The sequence below is a fragment of the Candidatus Protochlamydia sp. W-9 genome (assembly GCF_001950615.1).
Classification (GTDB): domain Bacteria; phylum Chlamydiota; class Chlamydiia; order Chlamydiales; family Parachlamydiaceae; genus Protochlamydia; species Protochlamydia amoebophila.
In genome coordinates, this window is record NZ_BCPZ01000156.1 from 1 (window position 1) to 26111 (window position 26111).

General features: G+C 35.4%; 18 protein-coding genes, 1 tRNA gene and 1 pseudogene. 4 read left to right on the forward strand and 16 right to left on the reverse strand.

From position 1 onward, the window contains the following. From BU804_RS14660 to lpdA, 4 genes and pseudogenes are all read right to left on the reverse strand, one after another. Window positions 1-498: pseudogene (locus BU804_RS14660) on the reverse strand (IS1 family transposase); the annotation flags it as partial. Window positions 499-544: 46 nt separating this feature from the next. Next, a complete protein-coding gene (locus BU804_RS04435; RefSeq protein ID WP_226996132.1) occupies window positions 545-1465 on the reverse strand; it encodes a HEAT repeat domain-containing protein in 921 nt (306 codons plus the stop codon). Between the two features lie 11 nt (window positions 1466-1476). Next, window positions 1477-2445 (reverse strand): lipoyl synthase, encoded by a 969-nt coding sequence (gene lipA / locus BU804_RS04440; RefSeq protein WP_079988606.1) that lies wholly within the window; start codon window positions 2443-2445, stop codon window positions 1477-1479. Window positions 2446-2471: 26 nt separating this feature from the next. Then, complete coding sequence (gene lpdA, locus BU804_RS04445; protein WP_075883134.1) at window positions 2472-3881, reverse strand: dihydrolipoyl dehydrogenase; 1410 nt, start codon at window positions 3879-3881, stop codon at window positions 2472-2474. Window positions 3882-4521: 640 nt separating this feature from the next. On the opposite strand from lpdA, the gene BU804_RS04450 reads away from it, so the two are divergent. Continuing rightward, a complete protein-coding gene (locus BU804_RS04450; protein ID WP_075883135.1) occupies window positions 4522-4995 on the forward strand; it encodes a hypothetical protein in 474 nt (157 codons plus the stop codon). 88 nt (window positions 4996-5083) lie between these two features. On the opposite strand, the gene BU804_RS04455 is transcribed toward BU804_RS04450, so the two are convergent. Next, complete coding sequence (locus BU804_RS04455; protein ID WP_226996133.1) at window positions 5084-6346, reverse strand: ArsB/NhaD family transporter; 1263 nt, start codon at window positions 6344-6346, stop codon at window positions 5084-5086. A gap of 118 nt (window positions 6347-6464) precedes the next feature. Between BU804_RS04455 and BU804_RS04460 the strand changes: the two genes are divergently transcribed. Next, the gene (locus BU804_RS04460) at window positions 6465-7076 is read left to right on the forward strand and encodes an aspartyl/asparaginyl beta-hydroxylase domain-containing protein (protein WP_075883137.1); all 612 of its coding nucleotides are present in this window, start codon (window positions 6465-6467) and stop codon (window positions 7074-7076) included. A gap of 473 nt (window positions 7077-7549) precedes the next feature. Here BU804_RS04460 and secA read toward each other — a convergent pair whose 3' ends face one another. Continuing rightward, on the reverse strand, window positions 7550-10612 hold the full coding sequence (secA, locus tag BU804_RS04465; RefSeq protein WP_075883138.1) for a preprotein translocase subunit SecA: 3063 nt from the start codon (window positions 10610-10612) through the stop codon (window positions 7550-7552). Window positions 10613-11010: 398 nt separating this feature from the next. Between secA and BU804_RS04470 the strand changes: the two genes are divergently transcribed. Beyond that, a complete protein-coding gene (locus BU804_RS04470) occupies window positions 11011-11757 on the forward strand; it encodes a Bax inhibitor-1/YccA family protein (RefSeq protein ID WP_011174695.1) in 747 nt (248 codons plus the stop codon). Window positions 11758-11795: 38 nt separating this feature from the next. Here the strand turns inward: BU804_RS04470 and BU804_RS04475 are convergent, their stop codons facing one another. The 5 genes from BU804_RS04475 to BU804_RS04495 are packed head-to-tail and all read right to left on the reverse strand — an operon-like array spanning window position 11796 to window position 16699. Next, complete coding sequence (locus BU804_RS04475) at window positions 11796-12188, reverse strand: hypothetical protein (RefSeq protein WP_075883139.1); 393 nt, start codon at window positions 12186-12188, stop codon at window positions 11796-11798. A 9-nt stretch (window positions 12189-12197) separates the two neighbouring features. After that, window positions 12198-13502 carry a phosphopyruvate hydratase gene (gene eno / locus BU804_RS04480; protein ID WP_075883140.1) on the reverse strand — a complete coding sequence of 435 codons (1305 nt, stop codon included), beginning with the start codon at window positions 13500-13502 and terminating at the stop codon, window positions 12198-12200. Between the two features lie 13 nt (window positions 13503-13515). Then, window positions 13516-14658, reverse strand: a complete 1143-nt coding sequence (rsgA, locus tag BU804_RS04485) for a ribosome small subunit-dependent GTPase A (RefSeq protein WP_075883141.1) — start codon at window positions 14656-14658, stop codon at window positions 13516-13518. A 56-nt stretch (window positions 14659-14714) separates the two neighbouring features. Continuing rightward, complete coding sequence (locus BU804_RS04490) at window positions 14715-15464, reverse strand: TrmH family RNA methyltransferase (RefSeq protein ID WP_011174691.1); 750 nt, start codon at window positions 15462-15464, stop codon at window positions 14715-14717. Continuing rightward, a complete protein-coding gene (locus tag BU804_RS04495; protein ID WP_075883142.1) occupies window positions 15461-16699 on the reverse strand; it encodes a CCA tRNA nucleotidyltransferase in 1239 nt (412 codons plus the stop codon). Before BU804_RS04495 ends, BU804_RS04490 begins: the two co-directional genes overlap by 4 nt. Before the next feature lie 279 nt (window positions 16700-16978). Between BU804_RS04495 and mutL the strand changes: the two genes are divergently transcribed. Next, the gene (gene mutL, locus BU804_RS04500; protein ID WP_075883143.1) at window positions 16979-18937 is read left to right on the forward strand and encodes a DNA mismatch repair endonuclease MutL; all 1959 of its coding nucleotides are present in this window, start codon (window positions 16979-16981) and stop codon (window positions 18935-18937) included. 106 nt (window positions 18938-19043) lie between these two features. Here mutL and BU804_RS15780 read toward each other — a convergent pair whose 3' ends face one another. The 5 genes from BU804_RS15780 to BU804_RS04525 all read right to left on the reverse strand — a co-directional run bounded on the left by BU804_RS15780 (window position 19044) and on the right by BU804_RS04525 (window position 26085). Next, entirely contained in the window at window positions 19044-20312 is a 1269-nt protein-coding gene (locus tag BU804_RS15780) for a hypothetical protein (protein WP_075883144.1), read from the reverse strand. 354 nt (window positions 20313-20666) lie between these two features. Further along, on the reverse strand, window positions 20667-21515 hold the full coding sequence (gene tsf / locus BU804_RS04510; protein WP_075883145.1) for a translation elongation factor Ts: 849 nt from the start codon (window positions 21513-21515) through the stop codon (window positions 20667-20669). 1 nt (window position 21516) lies between these two features. Continuing rightward, window positions 21517-22335 carry a 30S ribosomal protein S2 gene (rpsB, locus tag BU804_RS04515; protein ID WP_075883193.1) on the reverse strand — a complete coding sequence of 273 codons (819 nt, stop codon included), beginning with the start codon at window positions 22333-22335 and terminating at the stop codon, window positions 21517-21519. Between the two features lie 136 nt (window positions 22336-22471). Beyond that, window positions 22472-22542 (reverse strand) — tRNA-Gly (locus BU804_RS04520). A gap of 78 nt (window positions 22543-22620) precedes the next feature. Next, window positions 22621-26085: a penicillin-binding transpeptidase domain-containing protein gene (locus BU804_RS04525; protein ID WP_075883146.1), complete on the reverse strand. Its 3465-nt coding sequence runs from the start codon at window positions 26083-26085 to the stop codon at window positions 22621-22623. Window positions 26086-26111: the final 26 nt, after the last annotated feature.

Sequence of the window (26111 nt, forward strand, 5' to 3'; positions counted from 1 at the left end):
ATGGGATTAGTTAGCTTTTTAGAAAATGAAAGTGTTTTTCTCACCAGTCTTGCACATCTTTGTCTGAAAGCACAATTAACCTTTCAATGTCGCTTGTCTGACCAGATGGCTTGCTAACTGGTTGATGTTGGCTCCAAGGAATGGTTTCCCAATAAACATAAATTTATCAGCGAAATAGAGGGCTTATTTTTAAGGATTCAGGCAGTTTGGCAAAAAGAAGTCCAGCGGTTTTTTATCTCGAGGATCCACTAGCCTAGCAAGCACTTGGCAATTTTTTATGAAAGACAAGCCATAGCCACTGATCATTTCCAACTCATCGTTCTCATGACAGGCGAATTGTGCATTTAAATTCTCAGATAAATCGTTGATAATGAAATCCATAAAATCTAGCAGACATGTTGGCATCCTTGCATCAAACATTCTACAAACTTTATGAAGAGATACTCTTACTCAAAAAGCTTTTCTGACAATTTTCTTTATTTGTCCGTTAATGATTTTTAGCTTTATTTTTTTAACCTATTGATTATCAAAATACTAGGATTTATTATTCGGGTTGATCCCAACTGTGAAGAATTCCTTTCATATCCTCTTTCAACATTGCGTTGAGTTGCGGCTGGGTAACCATCTGCCGAAATTCTTGTCTTAAATGTTCATCTTGTAAACCTATGCAAGCTAAAGTCAAATAAGTGGAGAGGCAAGATTTTTTTTGAATATCTTCGTTTTTTAATAGATTAAAACATGTATTTGCAACTTCAGGACTTTCTTTAAAAGCAAGTAAGCCAATCGCAGCACGTTCATTATCTTCATTCAGAGGTTTCCCACAAACAACTTTTAATAAAAAAGCCTTTGCAGGATCCCCAATTGCTTTGAGCGCTCTAAGTATTTGTTCATCTGCAAAAAAATCTCCTTGACCAAACGCTTCAAATAAAGAAATAATGGCTCGTTTGTCTCCAATTTTACCTAAACATTTAACTATCAAAGAGGGTAGCAATCCATAGCCAGGAAAAATTGGATCATAAAATTGCTCATTGCCCAAACATTCAATAAGAAGAGGAACAATTTTATCTCTCTCCGTCACAATGGCATTCACTTCTTTTTCTGCTTCTTCGTCTTCAGATAAAATTAAATCAGCAATCAATCGAGGAAAACGATTTTGTTGATTTTGAATTTCATAAATAGAACGTAAATTTTGATACGCTGCTCTCGCGTCAGCCACTTTTTGCGCTTCCGATGCTGTAAAAAATAAAGCTGCTAAATTTTCTTTCATTTCAGCTTCGAGAGTTGCCAATCGCTCAATCCTCTCAATTGTAAAATCAGGCTGAATTCCTTTTCCTTCTCCTTTATAATAATCTAACATGACAGAAAAGAGACCGCCAAAATGGGCGTCTCGATGCATTAAAATTTCATGATCCATTGCATCTACTAAAGGATAATGTTCAAATGGTTCGCCTGATTCTTGCATCATTCACCTAATTACTATTCGCTGTTAACAATTGCTTCTTTTTGATTTGCACGCATAAGAACTAAATTTGCATTATAGCTAGATCTAACAAAAGGTCCACAATAAAGGTGAGGTATTCCTATACTCAATCCATATTGTTCATATTTTTTAAAAGAATCAGGATGAACAAAAGATTTTACAAGAAGTTTTTGCCGATTAGGTTGTAAATATTGTCCGATGGTGACAATTTCACATCCTACTTTTTTTAAATCAAATAATGTTTCAAAAATTTCTTCCTCAGTCTCACCTAACCCCACCATTATCCCCGATTTAACCTTAAGCTGGGAATGATATTTCTTTTGAGCCGCTTGTTCAAGTACATTTAAAGTTCTTTCATAGGTGGCTTTATGTCTAACACGTGGAGTTAAACGACGAACTGTTTCAATATTATGATTAAAAATTTCAGGTTTAGCTTGTAAAACAAGGCTTAGAGCCTTTCGATTTCCTTCAAAATCTGAAGTTAAGACCTCAATAGTTACATCTTCATTGGTTTGCCTAATTGCGTCAATAACCTCGACGAGATGAGAACTTCCTCCATCAGGCAAATCATCCCGTGCTACCATTGTGATTACAACGTGCTTTAATCCTAACTGCTGGACAGATAAAGCAACTCTCGACGGTTCACTTTGATCTAGGGGTTTAGGTTTTTTTGAAAAGTCTATATCACAAAAACCACAGTTACGTGAACACTCTTTACCCATTACAAGAAATGTGGCAGTTTTTTTAGTCCAACATTCTAAGAGATTGGGACATTTAGCCTCTTCACAAACAGTGTGTAAGCGATTTTGATTGATGACTTGCCCAGTAATCTGAAGTTGATTTCCTTTAGGAAGTGGCCGGTGCAACCATGAAGGAAAGCGGCCAAGCCCTACCACGCCATCTCCAGTATTTTCAGGATTATCTGGTAGGATATTTAAGCGACGAATTTTTGGGGAGTTTTCCATCACAGCAGTCCTTTAAAAATTGAATCTTATCCCTTTTTTTGCGTTTTAGGGGGTAAATGCAAAGGTAAGCCTTCCCCTAGTAGTGCTGATTCTAGCCAAGCTTCCGGTAGAGTAGGATGGGCATGGATAGTTTCTGCCACACATTCCACGGTCAATTCGTTCGTAATAGCTAGAGTCATTTCTGCAATCATCACAGAAGCTTCATAACCAACAACTTGAGCGCCAAGAATCTGTCCTGATTTTTCTTCGACAACAATTTGGGCAAATCCTTCTGCCTGTAAAGCAGCTTGAGATTTTCCAAGCGCTTGAAAAGGAAAGCCCGCCAACTTAGCTTTATATCCTCTTTTCATCGCTTCTTCAAGTGATAATCCAACTGTTGCGATTTCAGGATGAGTAAAGATTACGGAAGGAATCGCGTGATAATACATACGACTACTTTTTCCACAAATTTGGTCTGCTGCTATAAGGCCTTGGTGAGAAGCAACGTGAGCTAACCACCACTTCGATGCAATGTCCCCTACCGCGTAAATGCCATCAACGTTTGTTTGCATTTTATCATTGACAGCAATCATCCCATTTTCTTGAACTAAAATACCTGCTTTGTCAAGCCCAATATTTTTAGTATTGAGAGAACGACCTACTGCGACTAAACAACAGTCAGCAACGTAAAGTTTTCCTTCTTCTACTTGAACTTGTATTCCCATCTCAACTTGTTCAATTTTTTGAACTTTTACACCTGTTTCTACTTGAATACCTCGCTTAATAAATGCTTTTGTCAATGCTTGTGATACCTCAATAGCCTCGGTCGAAATTAAACGTGGCAACAATTCTAAGATTGTCACATGGACACCAAGTGTGGCATAAAGAGAGGCAAATTCACAGCCAATGACTCCCCCTCCAACGATAATAAGTTTTTCAGGAAGAGTTTTCATGGCTAACAGTGAGGTAGAGTCATGAATGCGTTCATGGTCAAATGGGAAAGCTGAAATATTACGCGGTTCTGATCCTGTCGCGATGATAATTTGATCGGCGGTAATATTTGTATTATCCTGACCTTTGATTTTAATTTCTCGAGGGGAAATAAATTGTCCAAATCCTTTAAAAATAGTAATTTTATTAGTTGCCATAAGCCCTTCTAAGCCTTTACGCATCCGTTCAACCACTCGGTCTTTATGGAAAGCAAGTTGAGCATAATCAATATTAACTTCACCCACATGAATTCCAAATTCTTTCGCTTCATGGATGCGATCAACAACTTCTGCTCCAGCAATTAAAGCTTTTGAAGGAATACACCCCCTATTTAAGCAAGTACCACCCAATTCTTTGGCTTCAATCAATGCAACAGATTTACCTTGTTGTGCTGCTCGAATCGCTGCTGGATAGCCGCCAGGGCCTCCTCCAAGAACAGCCACATCGAATTTTTTTATTTCCATCATTCTCTCCTTCGATAAACTTGTCACTAGAGTTAAACTTCTTAAATTTTTAATTAGCATAAACTCCAAAATGAGATGTTTAGCATATACAATTGTCAATTCAGAATCATCATACTTCTTTGAAAAATTTGGAAACAAATGCACCAAGCAAGAGGAAAATAAGTTCTCAAATAGTCGTTCCTATATAAAAAAATTATTATTCAAATAAAATAAGGATCTAAACCTGCTTCTAAGTTAATAAAAACAAAAAAATAAAGAAAAAAAGTCTTTTAAAAGTGCATTTAAAAGACTTTTCTAAATAATAATATTAGAATTCGTTTTTTCATAAAAAATAATTCTAAAAATTAGCTATTTTTGCTGTTTTCAACAATCTTTAAAGGCTAAAAACAACTTTTTTATTTACTTAAATTAAATTAAGTTAAAAATCACTATCTACTAAATAATAACAACTTAAGTTAGATATGCAATTCTATTTAATTTGGACTTGACAAAATTTATATGAAATTTTTCTCTAATGCTTGCGTTTTGATAAAGAAAAAGATAATATGTCAATAGGTGTTTATAATCCTTCTACATGGAGATCGGAGCATCCCAATAATAAGTTAAAAATTGAATATTTATATAAGATTAATAGGGCGTTTTAATGAGCGCAGTACCTAAAAAAAAGTTATGTTGGAATTGTGAAGGAAATGTCGCAAAAAACGTAGATAATTGCCCCTACTGCGGAGTATATATTCACGCTTTAGATGAAGAAAACTCAGGTTGGAGACCATCTTACCACTCATCGGAAGAAGAAGAAGAAATTCCGACTCCTCTCTACCAAATCCAAGAAAATGAACAAAACGAATTTCAATCTAAGGAACAGACCGAATTAGCTGAAGGATCCTTTGTTACGGTAGAAATGTCTTGGACTCTTTTCAAAAAAGACATTTTACCTACTTTATTTTTGATGTCCGGATCTATTTTTTTCTTGTTTGGAATCGTCCTGCTTCTTTTTTCACAAGAAGGAACTCTTACCCTCCAATGGAAGAGCCATTACTGGAGTGTTTTTTTAGGTCTTAGCCTTCCTTTTATTTTTTTAGGTTGGAGATTTTTACAGACGCTGGAAAATGAGTAGTATTTCCTCAAATGACTCTCTCTAAATTTTATTATTTTGCAGATAATAAACCTGAATAAATTTATAAAAACTCATTCAAGCTTGATTATTAAGACCATAGGACCCACAAGGTTATGGTTGACGGAATAATAGCCATTCCTGTGAATAAAAGTCCGTAGTACGTGTAAGTTGAAAAAGTAACAGAATACCCATTCTTTTCCAAAAAACTCACTGCGACTATATTTGCTGATGCACCAACAGGAGTGATATTTCCTCCCAAACAAGTTCCAATAAATAAAGCAAACATTAAGAGGGACAAAGAAAAATCCGTATTATCCGCTACCTGTTGCACGACAGGAATCATGGCGAGAAGATAAGGAACATTGTCGACAAATGCTGATATGATTAAAGAAATAAAAATTAAAAAAAAATAAACCATCAATAGATTAGGAGGAACATGACTCACAATCCACTTAGCTAAAGCGTCCATCCACCCCTCTAAACGAACAGCTCCGACTAGAATAAATAGAGCCATCAGAAAAAAAGTTGTCTTCCAATCTAACGTCTTAAGAATCTGTTCTGTAAATACCCATTTAGGGCCTAAATGGTGCCAGATCAATCCTATTATAGCCAAACCCATTGAAAAAGATCCTACCATCCAAGAAGAATCTGGATCAAAAGGGGAGCCAATAGATAATCCTACAATCAAAATCACTAACAATAATGAAGGAATCCAAGATTTCACTTTTTCGAGTTTGATCAATTCAGCAGGTTGTTTAAAATTTTTGAAAAGATAAAAAGCCAACCACAGTGTAAAAAAAGCACCCACTTGCACAATAAAAAAAATACCAGGCTTTCCTAAATAAACAAAAAAATTATCAAAAGTCATTTTCATATAAGTGCCTAAAATCATACTAGGCGGATCCCCAATCAACGTTGCAGTTCCCTGTAAATTGGAAAACATGGCTAATAAAATCAGCGGTTTTACAGGTGAAATTTTTAATTTTTCGCAAAGCGCCAAGGCAACTGGAGCAATTAACAAAACAACAGCAACATTTTCAACAAACATAGAAATAATGCTCGATAAAAGAAAAATGCTAATTAAAGCACTTCTTACTGTTTTTGAACGGTCAACTAACCATTCCACAAACACAGCTGGGACTCGCGAATACAGAAATAACTCTGCCAAAATCAATGTCCCCATGAAAAGTCCCATAACGTTCCAGTGAATTTCATGAAAAGCCGCTAACAACCCTATTTGTTGTAAAATAATTAAAGCAGCAACGCCTATTAATGAAATCATCGCTTTATGCTGAGGAACTAAGACAAAGCTAATATAGCAGGCTACAAAGATCACCAAAGAAATCATCATGCCTCAATCAATTAATAAAAATTTGTTATACACAAAATCACTTCTTGATTAAAACATAAATTGTCATCCGATGTTTTAAAAATACTCTTATAACCACGATTTTACTATTAAGGTATATATGATTTTATTTGAATTTGATGAAGAAACTCCCTTTTTTCCAATCAAACGTTTTAAAGAAATTCATGATATTCAAATTAATCTTCCGATTATTCAAGATGAGTTGATTGAAAATAAAGTTTGGCTCCGATGGGGTAGTGATACCTATGATCAATCAGGTCATTGTCAATTTTTAAATGGGAATTGGACTGTTTTTCCCATCTATTTTGGGAACTATTCAGGTCACGGAATGGAAGTCAGTGCAGGCTTAACTCAAGAGCAAAGGGAACAAGTATTAGATTCTCTTCCTATCCGATTTCCTAAAACAACAGCTCTTCTAAAACATTTTCCTAGCATTAATTTCGTCGCTCTTTCAAGGCTTCATCCCCACAGCGACTTAGCTCCTCATCGACACAACAATCCTCTCTCATTTATTTGCCATTTAGGATTAATTATTCCTGCTGAAGAACAATGCGGATTAAAAGTCAAAGATCAAACTTTTATTTGGAAAAAGCCAGCTGATGGGATTGTTTTTAATGACAACTTAGAACATAGCGCTTGGAATTATTCTAATGAAGAACGTATCATTTTGTATATTGACTTCAGAAGACCTTTAGAAACATTTAAAAATTAGTTACTAAGTCCTCTTTTCCACTTTAAATTTAATGCTGAAAGAATGAGGTCTAATGAGTGCGGCATCAAAATTTGTTGAACAAATTCCTGAAAGTTTCTCATTTGAAGTGATTCTAACTTTTGAGAAAAACATTCTCAATGACATTCCTCTATTGAGGATATAGATTTCATTGATAAAATTAATAGCTTTTCGAATGAAAATTTAATTTTAAACACTATATGTAATGAAAAATTAAGCTGTGATGCTCTTACTAAAAACTTATTTATTTTTAAGAAAAGGTAACAAAGAAATATGTATTGAATTTTTAAGCTTTTTAAATGCCTGTCAGGCTGATGGTTTAAAGGCACAATTGTTTTGCATTTTTTTAGCTTTTTAATTCTTCTTTAAAAGTAATTTCCACTAATCAACAAACATAATTTTTTTTAAATAGAAAAGCTTTTTCGATTAATTAAAAAAGCTTTTCTATTTTGATGTTATACAATTTCAACCTTATTACAACATTTTTTAAATTTCTTGCCACTTCCACAGGGACAAAGATCGTTGCGACCAACACGTGGGCCTACTACAATTGGTTCAGGCTTATTCTCTTCTAACTTTGATTCTTCTTGCGTCTCTTCATCCGCTGCCATTTCTTGTGAGGGCTGCTCATTTTGTAAGTCTACAAAAAGAGAACGATTGGTTTCTAAACGAAGGCCTGATTGAAGAAGCTGTTCCAAAGTTTGTTGAGGAGCAATAATTTCGAACCTAAACATAGAACGCGCTACTTCGGTTCTTAAATTGCGACTCAATTCATCAAATAAGGCAAAAGCTTCGTGTTTGAACTCTGTTAAAGGATCTCGCTGCCCTACCGCTCTTAATGTCACGTCAGAACGTAAGTGGTCCATACGTAAAAGATGCTCTTGCCACATTTGATCAGTTTTACGGATCATTAAATTGCGTATAGCAGTATGAGCTGGAAAAGGAGACTCTCCCATTGCAATTAAATGACCTGGAACTTTTGCATTTTCGCTTGCAATCTTTTCTTTTAAAGCCTCAACTACTTTATCGGCTGCCATTTGCTCTATTTCTTCTATCTCTAAATGTTCCTTATCAAAAAAATACTCATCAAAAGTAACAGGAAAAAGATGAAGAAGCCATTGACGATATCCTTCTGGATTCCATCCCCCTTCTTCTGAGCGACTTTTAAAAAATTGATCTGCGCCCATTGAACACACGCTTTCAATAATTTCAATAGCGACCGGTTCAATATTACCAACTCCCAGGATTTCATTGCGGAAAGCATATATTTCTTGTCTTTGTTTATTCATGACATCGTCATACTCTAAAGTATGTTTACGCATAGTATAATTACGTTGCTCTACCCTTTTTTGAGCTGTTTCAATAGATTTATTAAGCATTCCCGCTGAAATAGGCTCACCCTCAGGTGGACGAAACTTTTGTAAAACACTCGTGATCCTAGGAGAAGCAAATAAACGGAGTAATGCATCTTCAAAGGAGATATAAAATTTAGAATTCCCTGGATCTCCTTGTCGCGCACAACGACCTCTTAACTGTCTATCAGTACGACGAGATTGATGACGCGTAGTTCCCATAACATACAAACCACCTAAATCGGCGACTCCCGGTTCTAACTTAATATCCGTCCCTCGGCCTGCCATATTAGTTGCTATGGTTATAGCGGCACGTTTCCCTGCTTCAGCAATAATTTCAGCTTCTCGTTCGTTTTGCTTAGCATTTAAAACGGTATGTTCAAGCCCATTTTGCTTAAAAATACGAGAAAGTTTTTCAGATACTTCCACAGATTCTGTTCCTATCAAAATAGGACGCTCTTTTTCATGTACTTCTCTGACTTCTTTCAGGATAGCATTATATTTTTCTCTTTCAGTCATGTAAATTTCATCATTGAAATCAACACGTCGATTAGCTCGATGCGTAGGTATCTCTAAAACATCGAGCTTATAAATTTCTTTAAACTCATTAGCTTCTGTTGTTGCTGTTCCCGTCATCCCAGACAATTTTTCATACATGCGAAAAAAATTCTGCAAAGTAATTGTCGCATAAGTTTGCGTTTCTTTTTGAATTTCCACACCTTCTTTTGCTTCAATTGCTTGATGCAAGCCATCTGAAAAGCGTCTTCCTGGTTGAGGACGTCCTGTATTCTCATCAATAATAACGATTTTATTATCATGAATAATGTAATCGACATCTTTTTCCATTAATAGATGAGCTCTCAACAACTGACGAAGATTATGGGCTCTTTCTTTGCGTTTTGCGTCTTCTTCTTTAATTTGCATTTTACGAGCCATCTTGGATTCTGCATCAAGAGATAAGTCTTCGTCAACTTTGATGTATTCATCACCGATATCCATCATAATAAAGTCTTCTGGATTTCCAATTCCATTTGTATAAGTCTGCCAAGCGTTAATTCCCTTGTCAGTCAATTCATACTCATTACCTTTTTCATCAATAATCATATAAAGTTCTGCCAAAGTCTGAGTACGCTCCTCTTTATTTTGCTCAGCATGATAATAAAGATCCCATTTATCAATAGCGGCTCGAATATCTGGATTTTCTTTTAAACGTTTGAGAATTTTATTTTGCGGTGTTCCTTTTCCAACTAACCAAAGTTTTCGATAAGCTTCTTGTTCAGACTCTTCTAATTTCTTCTCTTTTTTTCCACTTCCTAATGCTTCCACTTCCTCCACTACTTTACGAGCATCAGAAGCTAATCGACTACATAAATCACGCTGTCGCCTAACAAGTTCCGCCACTCCTTCCTTTAACTCGTCGTACATTTGGCGGCTATCTGGAACTGGACCTGAAATAATTAAAGGCGTTCTAGCTTCATCAATTAAAATCGAATCCACTTCGTCGATAATTGCAAAGTAATAGCCTCGTTGAACTTGATCTTCTTTTGACATAGCCATCGAATTATCACGTAAATAGTCAAATCCAAATTCAGAAGCAGTTCCATACACGACATCACTCTCATAAATTTCTTTACGCTTTTCGATAGCTACACTATTAGTTAAAGCGCCTGTTGTTAATCCGAGCCACCGAAGGACAGTTCCCACCCATTCACAATCTCGCTGCGCTAGATAATCATTAACTGTAATCAAATGGACTGGTTTACCAGTAAGGGCGTTTAAATATAAAGGCATCACTGCTGTTAGAGTTTTACCTTCGCCTGTGTGCATTTCTGCAATAGCTCCATTATGCATAGCGATTCCACCTAGAACTTGCACATCATAAGGAACCATATCCCAACGTTGGTTATAACCAGAAACATGAATTTCTGTTCCGTTTAAACGTCGACAAACAGCTTTAACAACCGCATAGGCCTCTGGTAAAAGCTGGTCTAACATTTCTCCGTTTTTGAGACGCAGACGAAACTCAGCCGTTTTAGCTTTTAACTGTTCATCACTCAAAGATTGAAATTTCTGATCCCATTTGTTGACTTCTTCAACTTGTTTTCGGTATCTATTTAATAGGCGGTCATGAGCACTGCCGAAGATTTTTTTGAGGAATCCAAACATATCTACACATCTCTTTTAAATTGACATTGTATATAAACAAACGCTATTTTTAGTCTGATATCTCGAAAATTTCTGCTAAAAAATCAACCGTTTGTTCGATAAAAAGGAAAAGTGGTTTAAGAAGAATAGCAACAACTATTTTCAAGAACCGATTCTTTTAAGTTACCAAAAAAACTGCATTTTCAGGAGAAAAACTCAAAATTCAGGTTTTTAGATCTTAAAAATCTTTTACATCCGCTAAAGAAACATGTCTTAGCGACATAGAAAGATCAAATGAATAATAATAGAGAATAAATCTTTTCTTTCAAAGCTTTTAATCCTCTCGTAAAGACTTGTCAAATAAGGCTCTGAAGAAGTAATCTATTTTTTTTTACAACCAAAGTATAAGGAGTGCTCCTATGAGATCTTCTAATCCTGCTCTTGCTGGGAATCCATTTTCAGGATTTGGCATTGCGTCCAAATCCAGTGCCATGACAATTCGTGGAACAATCAATAAAACAGCTATTTTACTTCTGTTAGTATTTCTTCCTGCCATCTGGGTTTGGAAAACCTTTTTTAATGCTGGACAAAATCCAGCTGCTATTCAAACTTGGATGATGGTTGGCTTGATCGGCGGATTTGTTTTATCTTTAGTCACTGTGTTTAAAAAAGAATGGGCTCCATTATCAGCTCCCTTATATGCTATTATGGAAGGTCTATTCTTAGGAGGAATTTCAAGTATTTTTGAAACTTCTTATCCAGGAATTGTCATGCAAGCAATAAGTTTGACACTTGCTACTTTACTTGCCATGTTAGTTATTTACCAAACCGGACTAGTTAAACCAACTGAAAATTTTAAACTAGGAGTCATGGCCGCTACAGGAGGAATTGCTCTTGTTTATTTAGTCGCTATTGTCTTAGGATTTTTTGGAATCAATGTTTCTTTTATTAACGGAAGTGGTTTATTTAGCATTCTTTTTAGCTTGTTTGTCGTAGGAATTGCTGCTTTAAATTTTATTATTGATTTTGATTTCATTGAACAAGGAGCGCGAGCCAACGTTCCTAAATATATGGAATGGTATGGGGCATTTGCTTTGATGGTAACGCTTGTTTGGCTTTATATTGAAATGTTACGTTTGCTTGCTAAACTTAACGATCGTCGTTAGTTCTCAATCAGTCGTCGATGTAGGCTATCTACATCGACTTACTTATAATAAAGATAGTCATAGAAATCGGCTTCATTAGTCAACAAAATACTATGATAAAATTTACAAATTGGTTGCACCGCATCTAACACCTCCTGATTTCCTATTCCAGGCATATAAATCGCATCCAAATTAGGAATGAAAGTTTGCTGCTCTAACATTTTCAAGCCAATGAGATAATCATTTATACTAAACCCCTCTTCCGAAACGCGAAAATAAATGAGGCGACGTTTAAAAAGAAGTGCTTGCACAGCGCAATATAACCCTTTACTTTGATAAGGAGGATTTCCCAGATATTTATCTAAATCTTCTAACTCTTGACAAAGATAAGCCGTGCGAAACTCTCCGCGTTCAGCCTCTCCAAATAAAACAATTGTATAAATTGTATCCATCAATTTACCTTAGAAAATCTGAAATCGATTACTATCTTGATAAAGCGCTGTCGATTCTAACTCTGCCTCAATAGCTAATAACCGATTGTACTTAGCAATTCGGTCAGATCTAGAAAGAGAACCTGTTTTGATTTGTCCTGTATTAGCCGCTACACTAATATCGGCAATGATACTATCTTCTGTTTCGCCAGATCGATGAGAAATAATACAAGCATAATTGTTAGTTTGAGCCAAACGAATTGTTTGCAGCGTTTCAGTTAGTGTTCCGATTTGATTAATTTTCACTAAAATTGCATTCCCCACACCAAGTTCAATTCCTTTTTCCAGAAATTTGGGGTTGGTGACAAAAATATCATCTCCTACAATTTGTATTTTTCGTCCTAATCGTTCAGTTAATCGTTGCCAACCACACCAATCTCCTTCAGCTAACGCATCTTCAATTGAATCAATTGGATAATTTTGGCAAAGGGTTTCAAGATAGGCAATTTGCTCTTCAGCGGTTCTTTCCGCAAATACTTGATTCTTTTGTTTCTTTTTCTTTTCAAAATATTGCTTAGTAGTTTTATCATAAAATTCCGAAGCTGCACAATCCATTGCTAGAATCACTTGTTTACCAGGTTGATAACCAGCTTTTTCAATCGCTAATAAAATCAATTCTAAAGCCTCTTCATTTGAGGAAAGATTAGGCGCAAAACCTCCTTCATCTCCAACAGCTGTCACATGCCCAGCTTTTTTAAGTATTCCTTTTAACGTGTGAAAAATTTCAGCTCCCCACCGAACTGCTTCACGAAAAGTAGAAGCTCCAACAGGTCGAATCATAAACTCTTGAAAATCAAGAGAGTTATCAGCATGAGCCCCTCCATTAATAATATTCATCATGGGACATGGTAAAAGATGGGCATGAACCCCTCCAATATAGCGATATAAAGGGAGATTTGCTGTCAACGCTCCCGCCCGTGCTAAAGCTAGCGAAACACCTAAAATCGCGTTGGCTCCGAAATGACCTTTATTGTCTGTCCCATCAGCTTCAATTAACATCCGATCCAATCTTTCTTGATCATAGACATGCTCTCCAACCAGAATTTGTGCAATTGGACCATTAATATTAGCAATTGCTTTTAAGACTCCTTTACCAAAGTAATAATTGGGATCCCCATCACGTAATTCTAATGCCTCATTTTCTCCTGTAGAAGCTCCAGAAGGAACAGACGCTTTAACCATGACATTTTGATCTGTAATTAGTTCAACCTCAATAGTTGGGTTACCTCTAGAATCTAAAATTTCTCTTCCTTTTACAGATCTTATATATGACATAATTCCTCTTCAGTTATCTTCTAATATGCTTCTCATTACTAGTTTCCATTAATACTTGATAAGACATATAACGAACAAAAGAAATATGCTCTTCTTCAACTGCCTGACGAACCGCACACTGTTCTTCATGAGAATGGGTGCAATCGGGAAATTTACAATTTAAGCCACATGCATGAATTTCAGGAAAATAACCTTCTACTTCACTTTTATCCAAATCCCATATGCCAAAACTTTTAATTCCCGGGGTATCAATACACCACCCTCCAAATTCCAATGGAATCAATTGAGTCGTTGTCGTTGTGTGAGAACCTTTTTTTGTTCGTTCAACAGTTCCCCCTACGCGCAGATGCAAACCTGTTATAGCATTAATTAAAGAAGATTTTCCTACACCAGACTGCCCAGAAAAAACAGAAGATTTTCCTAACATAGCCTGACGAAGAAGATCTAAACCTTCATTTTTAGCGGCACTAACTGAAATGACAGGTACTTTAGCTACCGCATAAGCTTTTAATAGCTCTTGATAAAGATCTTTTTCTTGTTCTCTTAATATTTGATCTTCATCATCCGCATCAAAAAGATCTACTTTATTAATCACGATTAAAGGATCCATGTTTCCTTTATGAGCAGCAATAATATATCGATCGATTAGAGAGGGTTTTAAAGGAGGATTAACCACGGAAACCGTAATAATTACTTGATCAATATTTACAGCAATTAATTGTTCTTTTCGACGAGAAAGATTGTCTGCCCGAGAAAGAATTGTTCTGCGAGGTTTTACACTGGCAATGATTCCCTCTCCTTCGTGCGTTTTCTCAAATAAAACAAAGTCACCTACGGCAACAAGATTTTTAACTTGTGTCTTATCTCGTTTAAGCAAACCTTTCAAGACACAGCTAATTCGTTCACCTTGATAATCAACTAAAATTCCTTGCGGAATAATAGAAACAACTCGTCCCTCTAGCCATTCTTGCTTACTAATTTTTTGTTGATGTCCTTTTTCAAGGTTTTTTAAATATTTTTCTTGATCTGTTTTTTTATATTTTGACCGATCTTTCGCTACCGCTAACTTTCTTTGCATGCGGCTTTCTTTACGTGGTTGGAAATAATCTTCTTCAGGATCTCTCCAATAAGAGCGATCATTATCTGCATTACTCATTCAACAATTCCAAGTTAACATGAATTTTGGATAAGAGATGACACTGCATTCTTTATCTAAAAATTCATTTGATTTAAAGCATATAATAAAATTCCGCCAGCTACTGCGACATTTAATGACTCCATTTCTCCAGACATGGGAATACAGATAGGCTCAGCAAATTTAAACACTTCTGGAGAGGGTCCATGAGCTTCATTACCCATGATCAAAATTTTTCGTTTTTTAGAGACCGTTGATTTAAGAATTTGGCCTTTCAAATCTGCAACCAACGTTTGGAAGTTACCCTGTTTCGCTAACAATTCTAATTCGTTAATATTTCCTCTTCTCAACGGGATTTTAAAATGGGCTCCCCGTGCTGATCTTAAAACTTTTTCATTGTAAGGATCGCAACTAGTAGGGAGTAAATAAATTCCGTTCCAACCAAAAGCCAGTGCTGTTCGCATCAAAGTTCCCAAATTTCCTGGATCATTAATTCCGTCTAAAACTAAAATATTTTGAGCTTGCTTAAGAGAAGAAAAAGGAGGCATTTGTATCTCTGCAATCACTCCTTCCGGAGTACTATTCCCAGAAATTTTTTTCATAATTCCCTCAGTGACTTGCCATTTTTCGAAACCTTCAAAGGTTAAATACGGAGCATAGGCCGAAGTGTAAATGATCTTTTTAACGAAAGAAAGAACTTCTCGAATTGGCTTACTTCCTTCCAAAATTAATGCTTTATGTTCTAAACGATAACGACTATTTTCCCTTAATTTAACCAAATGTTTGACAAAAGGATGTTGTAAACTAGTGATAAAATGAGGTGTCATATTTTCCATAACATTGTTTGTTTTAAAGCGTTCAATACCGTTTGTGAATCTTGATAATCATTATTAATAGCCAATTTCTCAGCTTCTTTTAAAAGTATACCCATCTGCTTACCTGCCGAAATTCCATTAGCTTGTAAAAGTGCAGAAGAAATCAAAGGTGTTTTTTGTTGAATTCGTTTAATGTGGGATTTTAACTTTTCAAAACGGTTTTTAAGTTGAATCAACAATTCATTCCCCTTATTTGAGGGGAAAGTTGCTGCAATCACTTCTACTACAATAGAGAAGTCAGGATTAGCTAAAGCATGAGCCCAAGGATAAAGATCTTCCAATCCGTTTTCTTTTTCTTTTTTAATTAGCTGGTTTAAATCTTCAAAATAGTGAAGAAGCTTAAGATCACGATTTGTAACCTTAAGACGTTTAGCCACTTCTATCTTTTCTTCTCGATTCAGCCTAGGCATCAATACTATCAAATAAAAAATAGTCGCACAATTTTTAGGGAACCGTTTATAGGCTTCTACTAAATGCCTCAATTCATTAATTGGTAATCCTTTTAACTCTGGAAAAATGACATCTAATAAAGTCAATCTATGCATCTCTACAATAGCCTGATCAAAACGTGGATACATAGCCATCTTTTTAAATTCTTGCCAAATTCTTTCGATCGCTACAGCTGGGAAAAGCTGCTCGGCATTTTCAAAAATAGCTTGCTGAGTTTCAAGTTCGATGGCGAATCCAAAACGCGCAGAAAAACGAAATGCTCGTAGCATTCTTAACCGATCCTCTTGGAATCTCTTATGAGGATTTCCAATCGCTCGAATAAGATGCCTTCGAATATCCTCTTGTCCATTCACAAAATCATAAATAACTTCTTTCAAAGGATCGTAAAACATTCCATTAATTGTAAAATCACGCCGCAAAGCGTCTTCTCGTGCTGTTGAAAGAACAATACCAGTTGGGTGTCTTCCATCCACATAATCTAAATCTTTGCGAAATGTAGCCACTTCAAACTGATGACCTTCCCACACAACAATGACCACCCCAAAAGCGAGCCCTATCAACAACGTATTAGGGAAAATATCCATAATTTGTGCAGGAGTCGCATCTGTGGCAATATCAATATCTTCTGACGGATGACCCATCACATAGTCTCTTACCCATCCACCTGCAAAATAAGCTGTATGTCCTGCTTTCACCAATTTAGTTACGATGATTTTAGCTTGTTTAAAAACGTCCATGAAATATCTATATCTTTTAAACGTGTAAATTTAATGATTATAAAAGTATAATCATATCAAATATCAGAAATAAATCTGCAAATTCCATTCATTTAATTATTATTTTTTGAAGATCATTTTTCACTGATATTTGATCATGTCAATTTAAAAGTAATCCTCAAAAATTTTTCGCTACATTGGATAACTAAAATTTTCTAAAAAAATGCGATTTTTGAATAAGATTTAAAAGTTTCTGATTTAGTTTTAAAAGGCCCATTTTCAATCGAATCAGGCAGGCTTATGGCTTCGTTACCTAAAATCCATGTTTTAACTGAACAAACTATTAATCAAATTGCTGCTGGAGAGGTTATTGAAAACCCCGCTTCGGTAGTCAAAGAATTAGTTGAAAACTCTATGGATGCTGGAGCAACAGAGATTTGCGTTGAAATACAGGGAGGAGGGCGACAACTTATTCGTATTTCTGATAACGGATGTGGAATGAGCGAAGATGACGCTCTTTTGTGTTTAGAAAGACACGCTACATCCAAAATAAAAAATGTGGACGATATTGAAAATATTCTTACTATGGGATTTAGAGGAGAAGCCATCCCTTCAATCGCTTCGATTTCGAAATTTTCACTTCTTACAACACCCCAATCAGGCGTTAGTTCAATTGATAAATTAATGCAAGGGTCTTTGACAATTGTCGAAGGTGGGCGTATTCAATCACATGGGAAAGCGACTCGTTCTCCTGGTACAACAATTGAAGTTAAATCACTTTTTTTTAATGTGCCAGTCAGACGTAAATTTCAACGTTCACCTAATTATGACACACAAGAAATCGTTAAAATTCTGACAAATTTGAGTTTAGCTTATCCAAACATTGCTTTTGAGCTAATTAGCGATCAAAAATCCATCTTGAAAATGCCTCTTATTTCAATCGATATTAATCATCAACAGCAATTATTAAAAAAAATCGAAACATTATTAGGTAAAGAATTTTCTCATTCTCTCTGCCCTCTTACTTTTTCTTCTCCTCCTTATGAAATAGAAGGCTACATTGGACTACCTTCTATTCATAAACCTAACCGAACCAGTCAATACCTATTCATTAATCGCCGTGCTGTTTATTCTCCTCTTATTGGGGTAGCTATTCGAGAAGGATATGGAACTATGCTCGGTACAAATAGGTATCCCGTTTTTATTTTACATCTCCGCCTTCCAGGCTCACTTTTTGACGTTAATGTACACCCACAAAAAAAAGAAGTGCGCTTAAGACAGGAGCAAAAACTTAAAGAAACTTTAATCAATGCTGTTCAAAAAGCCTTAAGACAAGAAAATCCCCATCAAGCCTTTTCCGAAATGGCTAGCCAAGTTCAAAATGAAACTTGCGTTTATCCTTGGTCAGCCCCCTCTTTTCAAACTCCTTTTCAGGTCAAAGAAGAGTCATGGGAATTCAAACCTAATCACAAATTTTCTACACCGATCGATGAAAACCCCACTTTTATTAAAAACATAGAAAATTTAGATTTAAAAAATGAAATTTTTAATCCCTCTTCTTTTATCCAAACTAGATCTCTTCCTACTAAAGAAGAACCAACTTTTTTTATTTCCCATCAACAAAAAGCGCCTAAAGTATTACAAACTTTAACAGGCTATTGTTTGTTAGATGCTTGTCAAGTAAAAGAAACATTTAGTAGCAATCAAGAATTGAATGGACTTCTATTGCTCGATCAAAAACAAGCCTATTCGCGTATTAAATATGAAAAATTGCTTTTTAATCTCAAAGGAAAGCAAGCTATTCAGCAATTAATTGTCCCTCTGACGTTCCAATTTTCTATTCCAGAAACTACGTTATTAAAGGCACACTTAGAAAGTTTAAATCAGTTAGGTTTTTCGATGCGTGAATTTGGAAATCAAACATTCGTATTAGATGCTTTTCCTTCTATAATCCCTGAACAAGAAATTGAAACTTGTTTGTTAGAAATGATTCAAGATTTGTCAACTTTACAACAGAGTCAGCAACTCCAGATAAAAATAACAGAAAAGCTTGCTTTAACTGCTAGCCGTTCTTCTTTTTCTAAAAATATCCAATTATCAATCGATGAAGGTCAAGGATTAGTCGATCAACTTTTTATGTGCGATATGCCTTATCTTAGCCCCTCAGGGGCTCCTATTTTTGCCTATTTCAAACTTCAAGAGCTAGCTGATTTATTTCGAAAATATTCTTATTTCCCTTCTCAAGATTCAACTTTTTAAATCTATAAAAAATAAAAAAATTGTTTATCAAAATTTCTAAAGAAACCCCAGAATTTATATATAGCTAGCTTCCAAACTCAATAGTCATATTGAGTTTGGAGTTAAATTATAAAATCCTAATAATAGTGATTGAACAAGCTGTTGGAGGGCTGCCTTGTCCAACTGGAGTGATAAGCTGACCACCAGGATTAGCGACAGCTTGGATAATAAGATCTTGGCCACTTGTCGCATTCAATAAAAAATTTGTAGTCAATGGAATGGTGTCTGTTGTTAGTTCTCCACTCAATTCCCCAAAAACCTGGGTTCCTTCAACTTGGGAGCCATTAAAGGTTGCCCAAAGAGCGCATGTGGCATCCATTACATTTAGAGTAAATTGTCCTCTCACTTGAACTAAATAAATTCCTGTTTGTTTACAAGTGAACGTTGTGTTAGTTGGGCGCACCCAACCATCTAAAATTGGACAAACATTAAAGCTCACATTAACTGGAGATGGATTTACCGATTGTGTCTCTATTCCATAGGCAAAAACATAATTATTGCCAAAAGCTGGCCCACTAGCACCAGTTAACCCTGTGGCTCCTGTCAACCCCCTAGTCCCCGATAAACCATCAGCTCCTGGGAAACCATCTGCTCCAGTTAATCCCGTTGCTCCTGTCAAACCTGTGGCTCCCGTTAATCCTGTGGCTCCTGTCAAACCATTAGACCCTGACATACCATTAGATCCTGGGAAACCATCCGCTCCAGTTAATCCCGTTGCTCCTGTCAAACCTGTGGCTCCCGTCAAACCAGTTGGGCCTGTTAGACCTGCACCTTCACCTGTTGGACCCGGAGGGCCTTGTGGACCTGTTGCGCCTTGAGGTCCAGGAGGACCTTTAGGACATTTTTTGCTATGACAAGAATTTCTTAAAAGATTAACAACATTATCTAATGTCCTTGGATCTTTTTCCAAATTTTTAGTTAAAGATAATAACTCTAATTTTTCACATGAATTGGCATAAATAGCTTCGTGAAGAGCCAAAATGATTTTATCATCTCTTTCTAAAGTCTCAACTGAATCGGCATCAGTGACAGTTTTTACATAGATACCTTGATCTTCAATTAAATATAGACTAGCTAAGCAAGGTTTATCTGACTGCTGCTTAATTTCTTTAATGACAATGTTAGTCCCTGATGGATGATAATAGGTGATTAATTTACCGCCAGGTTCATGGATAACCAAAAACTCTTCCGATTGGTTCAAAGCAGGGAAAATACCAGTATCATTGGTATAAAAATCTTCATAAAAAAAATCGGTCTGCGCTTGTGCACTATTTTCTAACGAGTAAAATCCAGTAAGAAGGATCAGGATTTTGAAAAAGAATTTTTTGGTGTTCATAAAAAACTTTATTGTTGAATACATAAATGATTTATAATCAAAAACTTAAAATAAATGCAAAATAATTACCAGTTTTTCACTGTAGTTTTTTTTAAAAATTATTTGCAATGATTTTTTTAAATTTAATTTTTAATGTCATTTGCAATCAAAGTAATCTTTGGATTCTGAAAAGGTCGTTTTAAAATTAGCGCCCTTATTTTTCTTTTTACCGAATTTATAAACTTTTAGTTTATACAAAGAGAAGTTTCAAATGTGCTTAGTAAATTTTGATGAATAAAGGCACTTTAAATAAAAAAGGGTTTAGATAAATTTTTATCTAAACCCTTTGAATGAAATCATTAAGATAAATGATTATTATTGACCCACATTCCAACGAATGAAGTTTGTAACAGCTAATTCTTTGCCAACCGCTTTGCTACGTTGATTTACTAAATCTGTAATGCTTAAACTATCATCTTTGATGTATTTTTGGCGCACTAAACAATTAGTATCATAGAATGCATTAATTTTTCCTTCTACGATTTTATCGACAATATTAGCAGGCTTTCCTTGAATTTGACCTTTTGCAATGTCTTTTTCACTTGTAATAATTTCTTGCGGAACTTTTTCTGGAGATAAGTAGTCAGGTGCAGTAGCCGCAATATGCATCGCAATATCTTTAGCTAAGGCTTCTTCTTGATTACTACCAGTAATTTCCACCATCGTTACAATTTTTCCGCCTAAATGCGAATAAATACCAAATGAACGCTCTGGGCTTTTCTGTAGAGTCATAATACGTTTGATCTGAATATTTTCACCAATCGTTTGAACGATTGTTGCTCTGTATTGGTCAACAGTCAAAGAAGGTTCTTTTGAATACTTTTGCTGTAAAAATGCGTCTAGAGAAGAAGGATTAGTATTTGCTACTTCATGAGCAATGTTTTCAAGAAATTCTTTAAATCTTTCGTTCTTCACAACGAAATCAGTTTCAGCATTGACTTCAACAATTGCTATTGTTTTTTCATTTTCAGCTGTACCGATCATACCTTCTTTCGTTTCGCGGCCTTCTTTTTTTACTGCAGAAGCCATTCCAGCTTTACGAAGATTGGCAATTGCCAACTCCATATCACCATTTGCTTCTTCTAATGCTTCTTTACATTTTCCCATGCCAACGCCAGTGCGTTCGCGCAGTTCTTTAATCAACGCAGGAGTTACAGCCGCCATATTATTTTTCTCCTCTTGCACCACTCTTAGCTTCTTGAAAATCTTGTTCACGATACTTAGAAGATAAAGTTTCTTCTTCAGCTTCTTCAGTTTGTTCTTCTTTACTAGCATAAACTTTAATATCATTTTTCTTATCAATAATAGCTTTTGCTAATGTTTCAAGAATCAACTTAATGCTTTTTAAAGCATCATCATTACAAGCAATAACATGTTCGATTGGATCTGGGTCACAATTTGTATCGACTAATCCCATGACAGGAATACCCAATTTATTAGCTTCTGCTACCGCTAAATGTTCTTTACTTGGATCAACAACAATGACTAATCCAGGTGATTTACGCATAGATCGTACACCGGATAAGTTTTTTTCCAACTTAATTTGATCTTTCGTTAACAAAGAAATTTCTTTTTTAGTTAAACCTTCGCCGCCAGTAGAAATTCTTTTCTCAATACGCTCTAGTTTTTTAACAGATTGGCGAATAGTTGAAAGGTTCGTAAGCATTCCACCTAACCATCTTTCGCAAACATAAAACTCACCACATTGTTCAGCTAATTCACGTAAAACAGCTTTTGCTTGTTTTTTTGTTCCGACAAATAAAATAGATTTATGCTTAGCAATAACATCTCTTACAATGTCTACCGCATTACGAATTTGTTGTAATGTTTTTGCAAGATCTATGATGTAAAGACCATTGCGTTCTTCGAAAATGAAACGCTTCATTTTCGGATTCCAACGGCTAGTTTGGTGACCAAAATGGGCCCCTGCTTCTAGCAAATCTTTAATGGAAATAGGTAGTGTTTGGTTTTTATTCTGAGCCAAGCCTTGTCCCTTTATGTTGACGACGGCATCTTGCTGATACGCAAGATTTCGGTCTTGGTTAAACATGTTTTTATTGGTAAATATGGCCTCGATTGAAGCTCATAAAGATTATAATACCAGTTTGGTACGAATCTATAGCGCCTGATCAGAATCGAACTGACACTCGTAGCTTGGAAGGCTACTGTTCTACCATTGAACTACAGGCGCGTGGAATGAGCAATATTATTCCTATTTAATTATTTTTATGCAACAGGCTTTTTTCGAATTCTTATCATTAACTTAAGTTTAATTCTGATATTTCAGCTTAAGTTCCCGCCATTTTTTAATCATTTGAGCAGCTAAAGGAGCCGCTTCTTTCCCATATCCCCCATAGCGTAAATAGACGACAATAACAAGTTCTGGTTGACCGAACTCATCTTTAAAAATAAAAACATTTTTATGTTTTTCACTTTTCCCTTGGTCAAAGGCTATACTGCCAAACCAAACATGCGTATAAATGTTTGTTCCTTCTGTTAAATCTAAATCAATATTTTCTACAGATTCAGAAGTACTTGTTTTTCCAAGAAGTTGGTCTTTCATTTCAGTAAATTGTCGAATAGCTTCAGGATGCTGTTTGTAAATTCTTGTCAAACTAGAAAGATTGTCTTGGTGAGATTTCATAGCAGCGGCTTTCAATCCTTTTAAAAGCATCTGTCTAACAATTTCAGGCATAAAAATTTCTCGTTTAACTTCTGTGGCAATAATTTTTACTAAACTTTCCTGATTTTGATTAGAAATTGCTGTAAAAAGAGGAAAATCTAATCCCACTAAAGCAAAACTATTCTGATAAAGAAAATGGGGAGGGCATGAAATTTGATCATTTCCTCGCAAAGGTTCTCTACCTGCAGTCAAATGCACAATTTTAGGTTTCAAAATCTTTCCTCCATTTGCAATAGCAGCTAACATCACAGCCGTTTGCAAAGGAGTTACAACAAGAGAGTGTTGACCTATTGCCATAGCGTATAAACCAGTTCGATTTGATTCCAGGTCAGTCGGAACCTTGCCTGAAATTTCAGCAGATAATTCAATTCCAGTACGACTTCCAAAAGAAAAAAGGCGTGCTGCATCAGCCAAATCGGTGGGATGATCTAGATGTTCTGCCGCTAAAAGAGAAAAATAAGGATTGCTAGAAACTTCTAAAGCTTTGATAAGGTCTAACTTGCCTGTATGCCGATGTGCTAAACTTCGCGGTAGCCGTCCTCCTTTATATAATTGTGGAATAGGCTTTCCCTCATCTGTATAACCAATATAACGGGTATTTCCAATATGAAAAATCTCATCAATCATTGTTAAAGGATTTAAATCATGAAATGTCACAACTTTTTTATCAAGTTTTTGGTAACGTTGAGTTAACGCCGCATAAGCTGTCACTAGTTTAAATAATGATCCTTGAATTGTTGCTTGTCGATAAGCATGAGAACGAGCATATCCAAATCCATAAACTGGATAAAAAGCCATTGCTAAATGCTTTTCTAATAGCTCTTTTTGATTTCTTAAATACCGATATTTACCAAATAGAGGACGTTTAAGCTCGTCATATGAACGCATTGTTTGTAAATAACTAACAAAATTATCCGATGTTAAGTTAGGCAATTTTTGCAAATGATCAAATTCTTTTTTCCATTCAACAGCTTGATGAGCCCCTTGGATTAACTCTTGATGCCATTTTCGGAAATGGTCAAGATAAATCATTAAATGCGTATTTTCTGTTAAAAATTGTTTTCCATTTAAAAAAGCTTCGATTAAATCCCACTGATAGGTTAACCAAAAATTCTGAAAAAGTTTATTTTCTTTTTGATCTAAATAATCTAAATAAGGCCTTGGATAAATTTTTGCCGACTTCTCCTCTAGCCGCTTCTGTTTTAAAAAAGATTTTTCTTCGTGGATACGCCAATCTTTAAAATCGATATCATGGAATAATTCTTTTGTCATTTCTTTGACAACTGACTGAATTTTGACAAAGCTTCCTGTCCAATCTCGAAAATTGGCTAGTGATTGATCTTTAACTTCCCTTAAAAGATCTTCTGAAAAACGAGTTTCATCTAAAGCAAGCCGACATAAATCTATAAACAAAACTTTATCATAATTTTGTGAAAGCTCTTCTAAATAGGGATCTAAATCTTTTTTAATGAGCGCAACTTCATCCTGATGTTTTTGAAAATCAATTAACAATTTTTGCTTTTCAGATAACTTTAAAATAGGCTTAAAAGCTTCGTGATTTTCATCTGCATAAAGACAGTTAAATAAAGTATAAAGATTCCAGTCAGGATAAAGAGCACGCAAAGCTTCGACTGATCTTTGGAGTTGAATCGCTTGGCCAATGGTTTGCATATGGTCCATTTTAGATCTTAACAGACTCTTTGCTGGAAGAATAAAATCTAGGTACGTTTGCCAAGTTAATATTTTTTTTTCATCATAAAATGTTTGCGTCAATTGATCATAACGCTCTCTTTGCAACGGTAAAGTTTGATTCCAAAGATCAGCTAAATATACGTCATTTTCAAACCAACGATTAATGTTTCCTTTTTTTTGCTTAAAATCACCTCCTTTTCCAAATGAAATAAAATCATTAGGATCAAAACGAGGGTAAGAAGCCAATGCGATAATATCCCCAGAATAAGGTTGCATTGCCACAATAGCTCCTCCCTTTATCCAAGGCTCTTTTTGTGCAATTACTGTTTTTTTTACAGGTCCTAAAGCTGATTTACGTACTAACCTTAATTCTTCGTTTTGTGCAAGTAATTGTTCGGCATACTCTTGCAATTCAGCAGAAATCGTTAAAAGTATTCTGTGACCGGACAAAGGGGTTCTTGAACCTGGGAGTTCCCATAAAAAATTTCCTCTTGAATCAGAATAGTAGTTCCGTTTGCCATAAAAACCTCTAAGATCCTCTTCATAAATACCTTCTATTCCAGTTTTACCAATATAATCATGAATCGTATAGGCTTTTTCTTCTAAATCTTTAAGTCTTTTTCGAGCATGAAAAGAGCTTGAAATACCCAAGGGTAACTCAGTTTCTATCCCTTCTTCACGTTCACGAATAAAAGTTTGTAATCCTTTAATTTCGTGAAAAATTTTTTCATATTCTTGTTTATTAATCGCTCCCATATATCCAATAATATCAGCCCCTACTTTTCCTTTAGGATAGTATCGCTTAGATAACAAACGAGTATGTATCCCAGGCCAATCCTTTTCTAACATTTTAAGGCGATAAAATTCCGATTCGCTTATTTGCTCTTTGATGACAAAAGGAACTTGTGCATAATAAGACGCTTTAGAGTGAATCAAATCTTCAATGCGTTCAGCATCTAAATTTAATTCAAAAGCTAGTAATTGAGCTAAATCACGAATATATATTTTTCTTTTGAAAACCTTTACTCTTTTTCCTTGTTCATTTTTTTGCCATTCAAAAGATGGAATATCTTTTAATTGAGAATAAAGAATAGTGGCTTGATACTGTGGGCGGTTAAGAGCAAGAGGAAGGTTGAATCGATCTCGTATAGTTGCTCGCGTCGCAGGTTCAATGACAACTTTCCGCTGCGGCTTTTGAGACTCTTCCAACTTTTGATCATATTGAATGACAGCTAAATTCCAAACTCTAATGATAATCAAAATCATCGCTATCAAAATACAATTCAAAATTCGATTAGCTTTAGTCGGAATATCATAATGATTAAAATCAATTCGTTTTTGACGACGAAAGCGAGACACGATTTAATCCTTAAATAAAAACGAAG